Here is a 16,878-nt window from a genome sequence, read left to right as displayed (position 1 = left end):
CCACCTCCTGTTAACGCCCTACAGAGACCGAGCATGAAAAATCAGGTTCAGTTAATTACCTACGTTGACCGCTTTGGCGGCAGCGGCGTTCAGGCCCTGCACCGCTTGCTGACCACCTCGCTGGAGGGCGTGTTTGGTGGAGTGCACCTGTTACCGTTCTATACCCCCATCGACGGTTCCGATGCCGGCTTCGATCCGGATGATCATCTGACCGTCGACCCGCGCCTGGGTGACTGGGGCGATGTGCTTGAGCTGAGTAACAGCACCGACGTCATGGCCGACCTGATTGTCAATCACGTCTCCAGCCGTTCGCCGCAGTTTGCCGATGTTGTTGCCCGGGGCAGCGACAGCCCCTGGTTCCCGCTGTTTCTGACTTACCAGAGCGTCTTCCCCGACGGTGCCCGCGAAGAGGAGATCACCGCAATCTACCGGCCGCGGCCCAGCCTGCCCTGGACGCCCTATACCCTGGGCGGTACCAACCATCTGATGTGGACTACTTTCACCCCGCAGCAACTGGACATCAACGTTGAAACCGAGGTCGGCAAGGCGTATCTAAACAGCATTCTCGACCGCTTTGAACAATCCGGCGTGTCGATGATTCGGCTCGATGCCGCTGGCTACGCGATCAAACGCCCGGGCACCCGCTGCTTTATGCTGCCGGAAACCTATGCCTTTATTCAGCAATTGTCCGACAACGCCGCTGCGCGGGGCATTGAAACCCTGGTTGAGATTCACAGTCATTACCAGACCCAGATCGACATTGCCAACCGGGTCGGTCGCGTCTACGACTTCGCACTGCCGCCCCTAATTCTCCATCTGCTGTTTACCGGCGACGCTCGCCCTCTGGTCAACTGGCTGGAACAATCGCCACGCAACTGCATTACCGTGCTGGATACCCACGATGGCATCGGCGTGCTGGATGTCGGGGCCGACGGCGACAAGCCTGGCTTGCTGGCACCCGAGGCGATCGATCAGCTGGTTGAAACCATTCACCAGCGTTCAAACGACCAGAGCCGGTTAGCCACCGGCGCCGCCGCATCGAACCTCGATCTGTACCAGGTCAACTGCACCTATTATGCGGCCCTGGGTGAACGCGATAACGAATACCTCATCGCCCGGGCCCTTCAGTTTTTCGCGCCCGGTGTTCCCCAGGTGTACTACACCGGCCTGCTGGCTGGCGGCAATGACATGGGCCTGCTGACAAAAACCGGCGTTGGCCGTGACATCAACCGGGCGTATTACCGCTCTGCCGACATCGACGACGCGCTGGAACGACCCGTGGTGCAGCAACTTATTGGTCTGATTCGCCTGCGGAACGAGCATTCAGCTTTCGATGGCACCTTTACGCTGGACCTTGCTGACAACCAGCTAACCCTGAGCTGGGCGAACAGCGACGCGCGGCTAACGCTGACCCTCGACTGCCTGGCCCGCAGGGCTCGCATTACCGATCACACCGGGGCCGAGCTGTTTGTGCTTTAGTAGGTTGTTGAAAAAGGCTTCCCGCCTTTTTCAACACACGAGACTCAAAATTGCGATTGTCGCTTCTCTCACAAAATCAATGACTTAACAGTCATCAAATTTGCCGGAGCGTCCTTATTCCGGTAACAGGCTGTTAGAGCTGATACGGGTCAAGACAGTCCGGTTCAGGCGGTGTTAATTTCCCGTTGTCTAGACTGGAAATGCTCCAAAGCACGTCTACGCTGTATCGATTAAGACGTTAAGAAGTAGTTAAGTCTGCTGGTCAGAAGAAATTGTTCTAAAAAAGCAGATGACAACGTGTCTTAAACGATTAAGCTAACAGGGTGCTTAATAAGCCCAATGCCGGTTTCGGTTGGCATTGACCGATTATAACGTTCAACCCAGCACCTACTGGCACCATTTAGTAACCGCTGGCGCTGTTGAGTCAGCAAACGTACGAACCAAACCAATAATAAAACAGCACGAAAGGGCAAAATAATGAAAACCTCCTTAGTAAAAAAATCACTCGTCATCGCAGTATCCGCTGCCATGTCTGCCGGTGTTGCCGCTGAAGTAAACCCGACCAAGGGCAGCGGCGACTACAACTGGGACAGCCTGGCCCCGTTTGAAGATATGGACCTGTCCGGTCAGACCGTGACCGTCGCAGGCCCCTGGCTTGCGCCGGAAAATGCCATTTTTGAAGGCATCGTCAGCCACTTTGAAGCAGCCACCGGTGCGGATGTTCGTTACACCGGCTCCGACAGCTTCGAACAGCAGATCGTCATTGACCTGCAAGCCGGCTCGGCCCCTAACCTGGCGATTTTTCCGCAGCCGGGTTTGGCTAAAGACATGGCCAGCCGTGGCCTGTTGCAGCCACTGGATGATGCAACGCGCCAGAACGTCCTGGACAATTACGCGGCCGGCCAATCCTGGGTTGACCTGAGTACCTACCCCAACGAAAACGGTCAGGACGACTTTTACGGCGTGTTCTTCCGCGTCGACCTGAAAAGCCTGGTCTGGTACTCTCCGGATAACTTCGCCGATTACGGCTACGACGTTCCGGAAACCATGGAAGAGTTGATCGCCCTGTCCGACCAAATGGTTGACGACGGCGTCAGCCCCTGGTGTATCGGTCTGGGTTCGGGTGCAGCAACTGGCTGGCCCGCGACAGACTGGGTAGAAGATATGATGCTGCGTTTGCACGAGCCATCAGTCTACGACGGTTGGGTCGACAACAGCGTCCCCTTCAACGACCCACGTGTTGTTGAAGCGATCGAATTGTTTGGTGATTTCGCCAAGAACCCGGATTACGTTCAGGGTGGCGTTGCCTCCGTTGGTACAACCGACTTCCGCGACAGCCCGAACGGTCTGTTCAGCATTCCTCCCGGCTGCTTCATGCACCGTCAGGCGAGCTTCATTCCAGCCTTCTTCCCCGAAGGTACAGTCATCGGTGAAGACATCGACTTCTTCTACTTCCCGGCTTTCGCAGAGAAAGATCTGGGTGCTCCGGTACTCGGTGCAGGCACCATCGTCACCATGCCGCGTGAGAACGAAGCCGCTCAAGCTCTGCTTGAGTACCTGACTACGCCACTGGCCCACGAAATCTGGATGGCCAACGGTGGCTTCCTGACACCACACAACAACGTCAACAACGATCTGTACGCCAACGACACCTTGCGTCGTCAGGGCGAGATTCTGCAGAACGCCACCACCTTCCGTTTCGACGGCTCTGACCTGATGCCGGGTGCGATCGGCGCAGGCGCCTTCTGGACTGGCATGGTCGACTTCGTCGGCGGTGACTCTGCTGAAGACGTTGCTGATTCCATTCAGGACGCCTGGGATGCTGCCCGATAAGTAATCGGGAACTGCACTAAGGACAACTCGCCCCGGACCCGGGGCGAGTTCATTACCGGTCTAGGTCAGGAGTATCCCCCCGTGATTTCGCAAATCATAACGGCCTCGTTTGTCATTGCTCTGGCAATCGGCCTAAGCGCACTCTTCTTTGTTGGTTCAAACTTTATACTGGATCGTTTTTTATCCAGTGAATCCCTGACATCCGATAGGGATCGTCAGCGGCGCGACAATCTACGTGAAGGCATTCGCCCCTGGATATTTGTTGGCCCAGCCGTTCTGGTTCTGGTTGTCTATCTCGTTTACCCCGTTTTCGCTTCTTTGATTTATTCTTTGCAAGATCGCAATGCCGACGGCTTTGTTGGCCTGGCGAATTACGCCTGGGCTTTTGGGAACGAGGGTTTCCAAATCGCGATTCGCAACAATATTCTCTGGTTGATCATCGTACCGACCATGTCCACCGCCTTTGGACTGGTGATTGCCTACATGACTGACCGCCTGTGGTGGGGCCAAATTGCCCGCACCCTGGTATTTCTACCGATGGCCATTTCGTTCGTGGGCGCCTCGGTTATCTGGAAGTTTATTTACGACTACAAAGGCTCCGGTGAAGAAATCGGTCTGTTAAACGCCGTCGTGATGGCATTGGGTGGCGAACCCCAGGCGTGGATTTCTCTGGAACCCTGGAACAACATCTTGCTGATGGTGATTCTGATCTGGATTCAGACGGGCTTTGCCATGGTGATACTGGGTGCGGCCATTCGCGGCGTTCCCGAAGACACCCTGGAAGCTGCCATCATGGAAGGCGCCAATAACTTTCAAATTTTCTTCAAGATCGTGATCCCTCAGATCTTCGGCACCATCGTCGTCGTCTGGACCACCATCACTATTCTTGTCCTCAAGATCTTCGACATCGTGTTTGCCATGACCAACGGCCAATGGGAAACGCAGGTGTTGGCCAACTTCATGTACGACCAGCTGTTCCGTTCCGGTGATATCGGACGCGGCAGTGCGGTCGCTATTGTCATAATGCTCGCGGTAACCCCGGTGATGATCTACAACATCCGCCGTGCCCGCATGGAAAACCAATAAGGAGGCCAAGATGCAATCAGCAAACAAACTGCCTTTGGCCACCCTTGCCAAACACGCTACTGTTTTTCTGCTCGTTCTGTTGTGGACGCTACCGACCTTGGGTCTGCTGATCAGCTCGGTGCGCGACAAAGACTCGCTGACCACCTCGGGTTGGTGGACGGCGCTGGCTCCGGCCGAACGCAATGAGGTTTTCCGTACACCAACGGCTGAAGCACAAACGCAATCCGGCGATGTCTTCGTCATCGAAGACCGCTTGTTTGAAGAAGGTGCGCGCACGCTGGACACCTGGGGTCAGAGGCCAACCGACCTGACAGCCAACCAGGCCGGTGACGTGGTTACCTTGGATAACGGCACCCGCATGACGTTGACGGAAGACGGCCAGTTCCGCTGGGAGTCCGACGAACCGTTCGAGCTAACCCGAGGCGAACGGGTGTTTTACGTCTCACAAGTACCGCCAACCTTCACGCTCAACAACTACGAAGAAGTGCTTTCCTCTGAAGGGGTTGGCCGCGCCTTTATCAACACCCTGACGGTCACCCTGCCCGCGACGTTCATCCCGATTTTGATCGCTGCTTTCGCGGCCTACGCCCTGGCCTGGATGAACTTCCCCGGTCGGTTGTGGATTCTGGCCGGCATCGTGGGTCTGTTGGTTGTGCCGTTGCAAATATCGCTGATCCCGGTACTCAGAATGTACACCGGCCTGTCGGGCATCTTCGGCTGGGAGGCTAAATCCTACGGTGGGGTCTGGCTGGCGCATACGGGGTTCGGTTTGCCGCTGGCGGTTTACTTATTGCGCAATTACATGGCCGGCTTGCCCAAAGAAGTGATGGAATCGGCCCGAATGGACGGTGCCAGTCACTTTGAAGTGTTCCGCACCATTGTGCTGCCGCTGTCGATTCCGGCGCTGGCTTCTTTTGCCATTTTCCAGTTCCTCTGGGTCTGGAACGACCTCCTGGTTGCCCTGGTATTCCTTGGGCAGGGTGAAGGCAAAACCGTGATGACAGCTCAGTTGGTTGAACTGTTGGGTTCACGCGGTGACAACTGGGAAATTCTGACCAGTGGTGCCTTTATTACCATGCTGGTTCCGCTGGTCGTTTTCGTTTCAATGCAACGTTACTTTGTCCGCGGCCTGTTGGCCGGCTCGGTCAAATAAAGGAGTAAAATCTTGTCGAATAATGAACTGAACTGGTGGCGCGGTGGTGTGATTTACCAGATTTATCCGCGCAGCTATTTCGACAGCAACGGCGATGGTATCGGGGATATTCCCGGTATCATTTCCAAACTCGATTACATCGCGCAGTTGAATGTCGATGCGATCTGGCTGTCACCCTTCTTCACCTCACCGATGAAGGACTTTGGCTACGATGTGTCGGACTATCGCAACGTCGACCCCATGTTCGGTTCATTACACGACTTCAAGCACCTGATCGATGAAGCGCATCAACGCGGATTAAAAGTGCTGATCGATCAGGTCTACAGCCACACCTCAGACCAGCATGAATGGTTTCAGGACAGCCGGGAAGACCGCACCAACGACAAAGCCGACTGGTATGTCTGGGCCGATGCCAAAGCCGACGGCACACCACCCAACAACTGGTTATCGCTGTTTGGTGGCTCAGCCTGGCAATGGGATACGCGCCGTGGCCAGTATTTCATGCATAACTTTCTCGATAGCCAGCCAGACCTGAACTTCCATAACCGGGACGTGCAGGATGCCATTCTGGATACGGCCCGGTTCTGGCTCGACCTGGGTGTCGACGGTTTCCGTCTGGATGTCGTGAACATGTATTTTCACGACGAATCACTCACCGACAATGGCCTGGCCGACAGCCCGGAAAAGGTGTTTGTCGGTGTCGATCCGAAAAATCCGTTTTGTCGTCAATACCATATCAACCAGATGTGTCGCGATGACAACCTGGCCTTTTTGCAACGCCTGCGCAGCGTGATGAACGACTACCCCGGCACTACCACCGTCGGTGAAATCGGTGCGCCCCAGGGCATGAAATACATGGCGCAGTACACCTCGGGCGGTGACAAACTGCACATGGCGTACACCTTTGAGCTGCTCAATGATGCTCACGACCCCGATTACATTCGTAAGACCATTCAAAAGGTAGAAGACAACCTTGGTGATGGCTGGCCCTGCTTTGCCCTGAGCAACCACGACGTGGTGCGCAGTGCAACGCGCTGGGGGCAGGATGCCAAAGACCCGGAGGGTTTTGTTAGAACCGCGTTGAGCTTACTGGCAACCCTGCGCGGCAGTCCCTGTTTGTATCAGGGCGAAGAACTGGGTTTACCAGAAGCGGACGTTGGCTTTGAACAACTGCAAGACCCGTTCGGCATCGAATTCTGGCCGGAATTCAAAGGACGTGATGGCTGTCGTACCCCCATGCCGTGGATCAACGAAGCCATGGGTGGCTTCACCAGTGGTGGGCACAGCTGGTTGCCGGTAGAACCGATTCATCGTCAGTTGGCGGTGTCCGAACAAACCAAAGTGGATGAGTCGACGCTGAATTTCACGCGTCGCTTATTCGCGTGGCGCAAGGAACACCCGGCTTTGCAAAACGGTGACTTCGAATGGCTGGAAAGTGACCCGGCGTTGCTGTTATTCCGGCGCACCAATGCACAGGAAACCATCACCGTGGCCATCAACATGACCGCCAACGCCTTGCCGGCCAAGGTAGAAGGCCAGGCCATTGAGGTACCGGGGTTTACACAGACGGGCAGTGATACCATTGCCGCCTACAGTGTTGCCGCCTGGGTGCATTAACAGGCCGCCTGTTCCCCGGGAGCAATAAGCCGGCCAGTCATCATCGGAACTGAAATTCAGCATCCCAGTTGATGGCTGGCCTTTAAACGGGCGGGTCGTTACACTCCCCAGCCCAAAATGAACCACCACGACGCGCGATAGCAGCACTCGATTGACACAAAAGACCCAAGCTTACGGTCACAACCAACAATAAAAACGGCAGGTAATAACCAGAGTGAGTAAGCCCGCACCTTCCACCAGTGCGTCGCGACGGATGACATTAAAGGCGGTTGCCCGGGAGCTGAATGTTTCCACGGCTACTATCTCCAATGCCTTCAACCGACCCGACCAATTATCCGCAAGCCTGCGTGATCACATCCTGCTCGAGTGCAAGCGACTGGGTTATCACGGGCCAAACGCGGCTGCCCGCAGTTTGCGTACCGGTGCTACCGGTATTGTGGGTGTCATGCTGGCCGAACGGTTGTCTTACAACTTTCGCGACAGCTGTGCGACTGAATTCTTGCAAGGCGTCTCCGAAGTACTAGACGACGCCAGAGCCAACCTATTGCTAATGCCCGGACGCGATGAGTTCTATCACGAACAATCCATGGAATCGATTCCGGACCGCTACATCGTGTATGGCCCACCACGCGATCTCAGCGTACTGGACCGACTGGTGCGGCAACACAAACCGGTTGTCACCGTTGATTTCACGCTGGAAAATCATTTGTCGTTAAACGTCGACAACTACGGCGGGGCCAGGCAAGCCGCTGACCATGTGTTCAGCCAGACAAAGGGCGACGTGGTTGTCATCGGATTACGGCTCACCAGTTCGGATGATGTCGGACGCATCGACAGCCATGAATTGTTCGATGCGAAAATGTCGATTTCCCGTCAGCGCCTCGAAGCCTATCGGGACTCCGCGCTGGCTCACCACTATACACTTGGGGACGACCGCGTCTGGAACACCCATGAAAGCACCTGGGCTGATGGTGTTAAAGCCGCCCGGGAAGCCTTAACGATGAACCCTCGCCCCACCGCCATGCTGTGCATGTCGGATCAGCTCGCACTGGCGGCGTTAAGCGTCGCCCGTGACATGGGCTTAAGCGTGCCCGACGATGTACGCATCGTCGGCTTCGACGACATACCCGAAGCCCGCCAGATGCACCCCACCATCACCACTGTGTACCAGCCCAGCATCGAAAAAGGCCGCCTGGCCGCCATGATGGTTTTAAACCCGGAGCGCTATGAAAGCCGGGTATTACCAACCCACCTGCAAGTTCGCGAAACGGGTTAACCAGCCAAACTCAACGCAATGGTCGCTGTCCCCAGAAACGCGAAGAAGCCGACGACGTCGGTTACCGTGGTCAGCACCACTGAGCCAGCAATGGCCGGGTCGATTTTCATGCGCGACAATACCCAGGGTACGATCACTCCCGCCAGGGACGCAGCGATGATGTTCACCAGAATGGCAAAGGCAATGATCCACATCAGCATCCAGCTGTCGAACCACCAGGCGGCTATTAAGCCGATCGCAATGGCCCAGAAAAAGGCGTTGATGGTGCCGAGGATCAGCTCCTTGCGAATCAGGTTGCGCACGTTCGCGGCCCCCAACTGACCCGTCGCCAAACCGCGAATGGCAAGCCCCAGGGTTTGGCTGCCAGCAATGCCACCCATGCTGGCGACAACCGGCATCATCACCGCCAGTGCCACCCATTGCGACAATGCCAGTTCGAACAGGCCGATTACCCAGGCAGCCAGTAACGCGGTGATCAGGTTAATGCCCAGCCACAGCCCGCGTTTGGGCACCGAACGACGCACCGGCGAGAACAAATCTTCCTCATCCAGACCACTGCTCAACTGCATCATCTGGCGTTCTTTTTCTTCCAGCATCACATCGAGCGCATCTCGCGAAGTGAATCGACCCATCACCGCACCGGTCTCATCCACAACCGGCAACATGGCCCGGTCGGCAGCGCGCAACCGCTGCGCCGCTTCGTGCAGGGAAGAAGCTGGGTTTAGCGGGGTCAGTTCGTCATCGGCGTAATCACTCAGTGGTGCTGTGCTGGGGGTTTGCATGGCCGCATCGAGCGACAAGCACCCCTGAAAGCGTCCGTCTTCATCGAGCAGAACAATCACGTCGGTCATTTCCGGAATACCGGTTTCCCGCAACGCCTTGCGAAACAACCGGCCCGGTGTTGATGCTTCGGCCGTAATGACTTTAAAACTGAGCCAGCGGCCCACCTGGTCGTCATCGTAGGTTAAGGCATTCTTTAATTGCTCGCGGTCTTCGCTGTCCATCCGGTGCAGGACTTTGCGGCCCAGTTGCCCCGGGAGGTCATCCATCAGCTCCAGCAAGTCTTCCGGATCGGTCTTGCCCAGCCATTGCAGTAAAGCCTCCGGCGGGGCCGCTTTGAGCAACGAGCGGCGATGCTCGTCGTGCAGCTCGACCAGTACTGCCCCCCGCAATTCCGGTGCCACGGTTTGCCAGATGGTCAGGCGTTGCTCGAACGGCAAACACTCAAGCGCAAAGGCAATATCGGCCTCCGACAACCCCTCCAGCCAGTCTGCTACGGGCTCACGATCTTCAGCCAGCTCACTGAGCCAGTAGTCGACATGTTCAAGCAAGGTATCTTCGCGGGTGGCCATGGGTAATGCTTCCCTTTATGTGGATGTACCGGCTGAAGAACTCAGCCAGTGCAGCAGCTCAGTCTCTGGGTAATTGTCGTTAACTCTAGCAAAAAAGCGGCCTTCCGGCCCCGCTAACGCACGCACGAATCCTGTAAAAGCGCTAAACTGGTTTTAAAACCGGTTTAAGACGACCTCACTTGGCAACACCGGCATTTAAGGGGATGATGCACACCTTGTCGGGAACCGGACACAGCGCCGTTCCTGCTACACTCTGATTTGCCATATCCCCTGCGCAACACCAGACATTACCGGTACAACTTTGGGAGTTATCCATGAAACTGGCGGTGCTTTCACGCGAGCCTTCGAATTACTCATCCCAGCGATTGGTCGAGGCGGCCGAGAAACGGGGCCATGAGATTCGCATTGTCGATACCCTGCGCTGCTACATGAGCATCGTGGCGCATCGCCCATCCATTCATTACATGGGCGAGCCACTGGAAGACATGGATGCCATTATTCCGCGCATCGGCTCCTCCATTACCTTCTATGGCACGGCCGTGGTCCGCCAGTTCGAGATGATGGGCACTCATACGCTGAATTCGTCACTGTCGATCTCCCGCTCGCGCGACAAACTGCGCTCCATGCAAATGCTGGCGCGCAAGGGCATTGGCTTACCGATTACCGGCTTCGCTCACAGCCCCGATGAAGTGCCCGATCTGATCCAAATGGTCGGCGGTGCACCCCTGGTGGTCAAACTACTGGAGGGGACCCAGGGCATCGGCGTTGTGTTGTGCGAGACCCGCCAGGCTGCGGAGTCGGTCATCGAGGCGTTTCTGGGCCTCGATACCAACATCCTGGTTCAGGAATACATCAAAGAAGCCGGTGGTGCCGACATTCGCTGCTTCGTGATTGGCGATAAAGTCGTCGCGGCCATCAAACGCCAGGCGGCGCCAGGCGAATTTCGCTCCAATCTGCACCGGGGTGGTTCAGCCGCGGTGGTAAAAATCACCCCGGAAGAACGCAAGACGGCGGTGCGTGCCGCTAAAATCATGGGGCTGCAGGTGGCCGGGGTCGATATTCTGCGGTCCAATCACGGCCCGGTGGTGATGGAAGTCAACTCCTCTCCTGGTCTGGAAGGCATTGAAATGGCAACTGGCAAAGACGTTGCCGGCATGGTCATCGATCATCTTGCGAAAGAGATGAGTGAAAAACCCAAGCGAGTGGAAGGCTGACCGTGACGCAGATCAACCCCACCAGGCTGACGTCCGGAAAGTGGCACAACGTTCCCTTGTCACTGCCGGGCGCGCCGGGCAATTCCGACGCCATCATGCACTGTTTTGTACGGCGCAGCCGCAAACCGGGTCCGACCATTTTCATCACAGCGGCCATGCATGGCGATGAGCTCAATGGCCTGGAGATCATTCGCCGCTTTATGCGCAGCCGCAAACTCGGCGGATTACAGGGTACGGTAATCGTCGTTCCAGTGGTGAACGTTCACGGGTTCGGGATGGGCTCGCGCTACCTGCCCGATCGGCGGGATCTGAATCGGGTGTTTCCAGGCTCGGCCAAGGGGTCTCTGGCGGCACGCGTGGCCGAAGTGCTGATGCAGGAAGTGGTGCTGCGTTCCGACTACGGTATCGATCTGCACACCGGCGCTATTCACCGGTTCAACGTGCCACAAATACGGGCAGAGCTCGATAACGAGGTCGTCGAAGGCATGGCACGGGCGTTCGGCGTGCCGCTGGTACTGAACAGTGAATTGCGCGAGGGGTCGCTGCGGGAGTCGGCCGGGCAGAACAACATTCCGGTCATCGTGTACGAGGCAGGCGAAGCGCTGCGTCTCGACGAAATCAGCATCAAGGCCGGCACCCAGGGCATTATTAACGTCATGATGCACCTGGGTATGCTCAACGGCACCCCCAAAATCCGCAAGGAACAAGCGATTGCCGACAACTCCTACTGGGAGCGCGCCAGCGATTCGGGCGTGTTCCAGTGCCTGGTCAAACCCGGCACTTATATTCAGAAAGAGCAGGTTCTGGCGCGCATCATGAACCCCAGCACCATGGAAGCCTCAGAAGTCAGAGCTTCCCGCGCTGGCGTACTGGTCGGCCTGACCCAGTTGGCCCTGGTCTACGAAGGCGACGCCCTGTTCCACATTGCCCGCTACCGCGGTATGCACGAAGACGTCGCCCAACAGGTAGAGCGCTTTCACGAGGAACTGGGCCCGGAATACGGGACCTGACACATCGGACGCTGCATGCCACATCCGAAAACTGCCCGCATGAGTTACCTCACCTTCCTGGCTCTATTCGTGCTGGGCTGTTTACCTATGGCCTACGCAGAGCCGGCCAATCAGGTTATTCGCGTTGGCGGTGACGACAGTTACCCACCCTACGAATTCATAGACCAGGATGGCAACATCGCCGGCTACAACGTCGACATGACCCGGGCGATCGCTGAAGTGATGGGGATTGATGTGGAAATCACCCTCGACAGTTGGTCGATCATGCGGGAAAAGCTGGAAAATGGCGAAATGGATGTGCTTCAGGGCATGGTGGCCTCTGAAGAGCGCGAAAAGGAGTTTTCGTTCAGTGCCCCGTCGGTCATGGTCAACTATTCGTTTTTTGCGCGCAAGGGCGACCCGGAACCCGCCAGCTATGACGACCTGAAAGGCAAGTCGGTCGTGGTTCAGCATGAGGGCATCGTTCACGATTTTCTGCGTGAAAATGATTTTGGTGTCACCATCGCCACCGTGCGGGCCCACTCCGATGCGCTACGCCAACTGGCCGCCGGTAACTACGACTACGCCCTGGGCGCCACCCTGCCCAGCCTCTATTACAGCCGCGAGAACAAACTGTCCAACATCGGCGTCGTTTGGCGACCGCTGCGCCCTCAGCCTTATGGTTATGCGGTGAGCAAAGGCAACGAAGAGATTCTGACGCTGTTCTCCGAAGGGCTCGCCATTCTGCGCAACACCGGCCGCCAGCAAGACATCTACGACAAGTGGCTGGGCTCGCTGGAACGCCAGGGCACGACCAACTGGCGTTTGCTGGGCATTATCGCCGCCATCAGCAGCGCGGTCCTGTTACTGGGCCTGGTTCTGGTGACCCTCTGGATTCGCACGCTGCAGCGGCAGGTTGAACGCCGCACACAAGAGGTCAAGAAACAGCAGCAGCAGTTGATTCAAGCCGACAAGATGAGTTCACTCGGCACCCTGGTGTCGGGTGTTGCCCATGAAATCAACAATCCGAGCGGGCTGATCCTGCTCAATCTGCCGATGCTGAAAGACGCCTGGGAAGACGCCTTGCCACATCTGGACGGGCTCTATGAACAGCACGACGGCTTCGATATTGCCGGGCTCGATTACCGTCGCATCCGCCATGAAATCCCCTACATCATCAACGAGATGAATGAAGGCGCCCAGCGCATCAAACGCATCGTCAACGACCTGCGCGATTTCGCCCGCCAGGAAGCGACCGATGCCATCGAACCGATGAACCTGAACGATGTGGTCTCCACCGCTGTGCGCCTGCTCGATGTCACCATTCGTGGCTACACCAACCGGTTCAGCCTGATTCTCGACCCCTATCTGCCCTCGATGCTGGGCCACCCGCAGCGCATCGAGCAGGTGGTGATCAACCTGATCATCAACGCCTGCCAGTCACTGCCAGACGACCAGCACGGCGTGAAGGTCGAGACCCGCATCGACCACATCCGCCAGCGCATTGTGCTTTCCGTGCACGACGAAGGCTGTGGCATTGAACCGGATGCAATGCCCAACCTGACCGACCCGTTTTTTACCACCAAACGCGAGCAGGGCGGCACCGGGCTTGGCTTGTCGGTCTCGGCCGGTATCATTAAGGCTTACGATGGCACCATGAAGTTTCATTCACGCCCCGGTGAAGGCACCCGGGTAGACGTCACCTTTCCGTGGAAGATGGTCGAACCTCAATGACAGACAATAAAAACAAGAAACGCAGCCTCTACCCTGAGTTCGGTGTGTTACTGATCGACGATGAACCCTCCTACCACCGCAGCCTGGGCCTGATGCTCGAACGTAAGGGCGGCATCACCAACCTGCACTACTGCCAGGACAGTCGCGAGGCGATGAGCTACCTGGAACATCACGCCATTGGCGTGGTCCTGCTTGATCTGAACATGCCCCATAAATCCGGCAAAGACTTGCTGATCGAGATGGCCGAGGCCTTCCCCGATGTTGCCGTGGTGGTCATCAGTGGTTTGAACCAGGTCGAGACGGCGGTGGAATGCCTGCGCCTGGGTGCCTTTGATTTTTACGTGAAGACCACCGAGTAGGCGCGCCTGCTCGAAGGCATCAAACGCGCCATTCAACTGCAGGAGATCAAACGGGAAAACCAGGAGCTGCGCCACCGGGTACTGAGCCGGCGGCTGGATTCACCCGAGGCCTTTGCCAACATCCTAACGCAAAGCCGCAGCATGGCCTCGGTGTTTCAATATCTGGAGTCAGTCGCGAAAAGCTCGCAACCTGTGATGATTTGCGGCGAAAGTGGCACCGGAAAAGAACTGATCGCCCGGGCGGTTCACACCCTAAGCGGCCGCCAGGGCAAGCTGGTCACCGTTAACGTGGCCGGGCTCGATGACCACATCTTCAACGACACCCTGTTCGGCCACCGCAAGGGCGCCTTCACCGGTGCCGACCAGGAGCGGCGTGGTCTGGTCGAGGAAGCCTCGGGTGGTACCCTGTTTCTCGATGAAATTGGCGACCTTAGCCCCAGCAGTCAGGTGAAATTGCTGCGGTTGCTGCAGGAAGGCGAGTTCTACCCCATGGGTTCAGATCGCCCGAAGCGCCTGCAGGCACGCATTTTCGTTGCTACCCATCAGGATCTGGCAGAGCGCCAGCGCGACGGAGCCTTCCGGCGCGACCTCTATTACCGACTCTGCACCCACCAGGTGTTAATCCCGCCTCTGCGCGCGCGCCGCGAAGACATTCGCCTGCTGTTTACCTTTTTCGCTGAACAAGCCGCCGACGATATGGGCAAGCCCCTGCCCGAGTTCAGCCCGGATCTCTGGGCCGCACTGCAAGCCTATGAATTCCCGGGTAACGTACGTGAACTGCGGGCCATTGCCTTCGACTCGGTAAGCCGACACCACGGCGGCGCCATGACACGACAGGACCTGCACCTGTTCAGTCATGCGCAAGGAGCTGACACCAGCAGCCAGGACAACACCCTGGTTCACTTCGCACCCGACAACCGCTTGCCCACGCTGGCCGAAATCGATGACCTGCTCATTGCGGAGGCCATGCACCGGGCAGACCATAATCAGTCTATCGCAGCCCGGATTCTGGGCATTTCGCAGCCTGCGTTAAGCAAGCGGCTGAAGCGGCAACGCGAACTCGAATCGTAATCTGAACCGACGCAACACCCCGGCGACTGGGTATTTGTGACCCAGCGCTCAAAACAAAACCCGGTTATTCCTTTGGTTATAGTTATTCCAATGGTTATAGCCAGCGCCATACACCCTACTGACACTCCTCTGACATCCAATAAACCTATGTAAAGCACTGCCTCAGTGCACTTTCTCACAGCGAACCCACGCACTGCCTTGACGCAGTGCAGAATAGAGCCCGCCCCCGGGCGGGCGACTATTCCTCTGGTTATAGCCACGGCCTCTCTTAAAAGCCTGTCAACTGACCAATAAAGCCTTTAATATCAATGAATTAGAGTGTATCGGTACAAATTGGCCTTATCCTTGCAATTCGTTCACTGCATCGAACCATAACAACATAAAGTAAGGCGACTTAAGTTGCCGCTCGATCCTCCTTACAGACTGCAGACGTTTCGGCGTGTGCATCATGTTTGTTTTCGGTCACGAGCCGAAGACGAGAATCCGCGCAGACCCCGGTCTGAGTGGTCATCAGTGCTTTGGCACACCGACAGGTCTGCCAAAGCCGATAATAAAAGCAATGAAATAATGGAGAGTAAAATGCTTAAGAAACTGACCAGCACTAGCGCCGTAGCGGCGTTGTCACTGTCTGTCCTGGCCGCTGGCGTTCAAGCCGGTGAAACCGTTGATGCAGTCATGGACAAAGGCTACATTCAGTGCGGTGTTAACACCTCTCTGGCTGGCTTCTCAAACGCCACTGGCGGTGAGTGGGCCGGACTTGACGTCGACCTGTGCCGCGCGGTAGCCGCAGCCATGCTGGGTGACTCAGAAGCCGTTCGTTTTACTGCTCTGACCGCCAACCAGCGTTTTACTGCCCTGCAGTCTGGCGAAGTCGACATCCTGTCTCGTAACACTACCTGGACTCTGACCCGTGATACGGCTCTGGGCCTGAACTTCGCTGGCGTCAACTACTACGACGGCCAGGGTTTCATGGTTCGTAAAGATCTGGGTGTTTCCAGCGCCAAAGAACTCAGCGGTGCGGCCATCTGCGTAGAGCCAGGCACCACCACTGAACTGAACCTGGCTGACTATTTCCGTGCCCAGGGCATGGAATTCGAGCCGGTTGTTATCGAAAACACCTCTGAAGTCACCGCCGCCTTCTTCGCCGGCCGTTGCGACGTATACACCACAGATGCTTCAGGTCTGGCCTCTGCCCGTAACGTCTCTGCCGAAAACCCGGCTGACTACATGATCCTGCCAGAAATCATCTCTAAAGAGCCACTGGGCCCAGCTGTTCGCCATGGTGACGACGAGTTCATGGACATTGTCCGCTGGACACTGAACGCCATGATCGAAGCTGAGGAATATGGCATCACTTCTGAGAACGTGGATGACATGCGTGACAACAGCTCAAACCCTGGCGTCCAGCGTCTGCTGGGTACAACTCCGGGCCTGGGTGAAGCATTGGGCATCGACGAAGACTGGGCGTACAACATCATTTCTCAGGTCGGTAACTACGGTGAGTCTTACGAGACCAACGTAACCGAACTGCTGGGCCTGGAGCGTGGTATTAACGCTCTGTGGACCGACGGTGGCCTGATGTATGCCCAACCCGTTCGTTAATCATGAGCCTGGCAATGCAATATTGCTGATCTCTGTTTAACGCCGCGGCCCTGTCCTACAGGGCCGCTTTCTATAAGCTCATTGCATTATTCTGATTTGCATTCCCTTTGGAG

At 56.7% G+C, this 16,878-nt stretch carries 13 protein-coding genes; 12 read left to right on the top strand and 1 reads right to left on the bottom strand.

Translation table 11 applies throughout. The annotated features are described in order from the left end of the window. Positions 1-33 precede the first annotated feature (33 nt). From gtfA to EP166_RS17600, 6 genes are all read left to right on the top strand, one after another. Positions 34-1,479 (top strand): sucrose phosphorylase, encoded by a 1,446-nt coding sequence (gtfA, locus tag EP166_RS17625; RefSeq protein ID WP_127559499.1) that lies wholly within the window; start codon positions 34-36, stop codon positions 1,477-1,479. Positions 1,480-1,956: 477 nt separating this feature from the next. Beyond that, on the top strand, positions 1,957-3,312 hold the full coding sequence (locus EP166_RS17620; protein ID WP_127559498.1) for an ABC transporter substrate-binding protein: 1,356 nt from the start codon (positions 1,957-1,959) through the stop codon (positions 3,310-3,312). A gap of 81 nt (positions 3,313-3,393) precedes the next feature. Beyond that, positions 3,394-4,398: an ABC transporter permease subunit gene (locus tag EP166_RS17615; RefSeq protein ID WP_127559495.1), complete on the top strand. Its 1,005-nt coding sequence runs from the start codon at positions 3,394-3,396 to the stop codon at positions 4,396-4,398. 10 nt (positions 4,399-4,408) lie between these two features. After that, positions 4,409-5,551, top strand: coding sequence for a carbohydrate ABC transporter permease (locus EP166_RS17610; RefSeq protein ID WP_127559493.1), 1,143 nt, complete (start codon positions 4,409-4,411; stop codon positions 5,549-5,551). 12 nt (positions 5,552-5,563) lie between these two features. Next, positions 5,564-7,168: an alpha-glucosidase gene (locus EP166_RS17605; protein WP_425470058.1), complete on the top strand. Its 1,605-nt coding sequence runs from the start codon at positions 5,564-5,566 to the stop codon at positions 7,166-7,168. A gap of 214 nt (positions 7,169-7,382) precedes the next feature. Beyond that, entirely contained in the window at positions 7,383-8,444 is a 1,062-nt protein-coding gene (locus EP166_RS17600; protein ID WP_246026338.1) for a LacI family DNA-binding transcriptional regulator, read from the top strand. Here EP166_RS17600 and EP166_RS17595 read toward each other — a convergent pair. After that, entirely contained in the window at positions 8,441-9,796 is a 1,356-nt protein-coding gene (locus EP166_RS17595) for a magnesium transporter (protein ID WP_127559489.1), read from the bottom strand. The two genes, EP166_RS17600 and EP166_RS17595, sit on opposite strands and share 4 nt — an antisense overlap. Positions 9,797-10,110: 314 nt before the next feature. Here EP166_RS17595 and rimK point away from each other — a divergent pair, with 314 nt between their 5' ends. The 6 genes from rimK (at position 10,111) to EP166_RS17570 (ending at position 16,765) form a co-directional block, all read left to right on the top strand. After that, the gene (gene rimK, locus EP166_RS17590; protein WP_127559487.1) at positions 10,111-11,010 is read left to right on the top strand and encodes a 30S ribosomal protein S6--L-glutamate ligase; all 900 of its coding nucleotides are present in this window, start codon (positions 10,111-10,113) and stop codon (positions 11,008-11,010) included. A 2-nt stretch (positions 11,011-11,012) separates the two neighbouring features. Then, positions 11,013-12,020 (top strand): succinylglutamate desuccinylase/aspartoacylase family protein, encoded by a 1,008-nt coding sequence (locus EP166_RS17585; protein WP_127559485.1) that lies wholly within the window; start codon positions 11,013-11,015, stop codon positions 12,018-12,020. A 15-nt stretch (positions 12,021-12,035) separates the two neighbouring features. Continuing rightward, the gene (locus tag EP166_RS17580) at positions 12,036-13,733 is read left to right on the top strand and encodes a transporter substrate-binding domain-containing protein (RefSeq protein ID WP_220432622.1); all 1,698 of its coding nucleotides are present in this window, start codon (positions 12,036-12,038) and stop codon (positions 13,731-13,733) included. Beyond that, a complete protein-coding gene (locus EP166_RS21710; RefSeq protein WP_342775652.1) occupies positions 13,730-14,092 on the top strand; it encodes a response regulator transcription factor in 363 nt (120 codons plus the stop codon). Before EP166_RS17580 ends, EP166_RS21710 begins: the two co-directional genes overlap by 4 nt. Positions 14,093-14,098: 6 nt before the next feature. Continuing rightward, a complete protein-coding gene (locus EP166_RS17575) occupies positions 14,099-15,163 on the top strand; it encodes a sigma 54-interacting transcriptional regulator (RefSeq protein ID WP_342775654.1) in 1,065 nt (354 codons plus the stop codon). A 579-nt stretch (positions 15,164-15,742) separates the two neighbouring features. Then, entirely contained in the window at positions 15,743-16,765 is a 1,023-nt protein-coding gene (locus EP166_RS17570) for an amino acid ABC transporter substrate-binding protein (protein ID WP_127559483.1), read from the top strand. Positions 16,766-16,878 lie beyond the last annotated feature (113 nt).

Source organism: Saccharospirillum alexandrii (assembly GCF_004000275.1).
GTDB lineage: Bacteria > Pseudomonadota > Gammaproteobacteria > Pseudomonadales > Natronospirillaceae > Saccharospirillum > Saccharospirillum alexandrii.
Note: the sequence above shows the minus strand (reverse complement) of the source record. Positions and strands in the feature narration are given on the sequence as shown.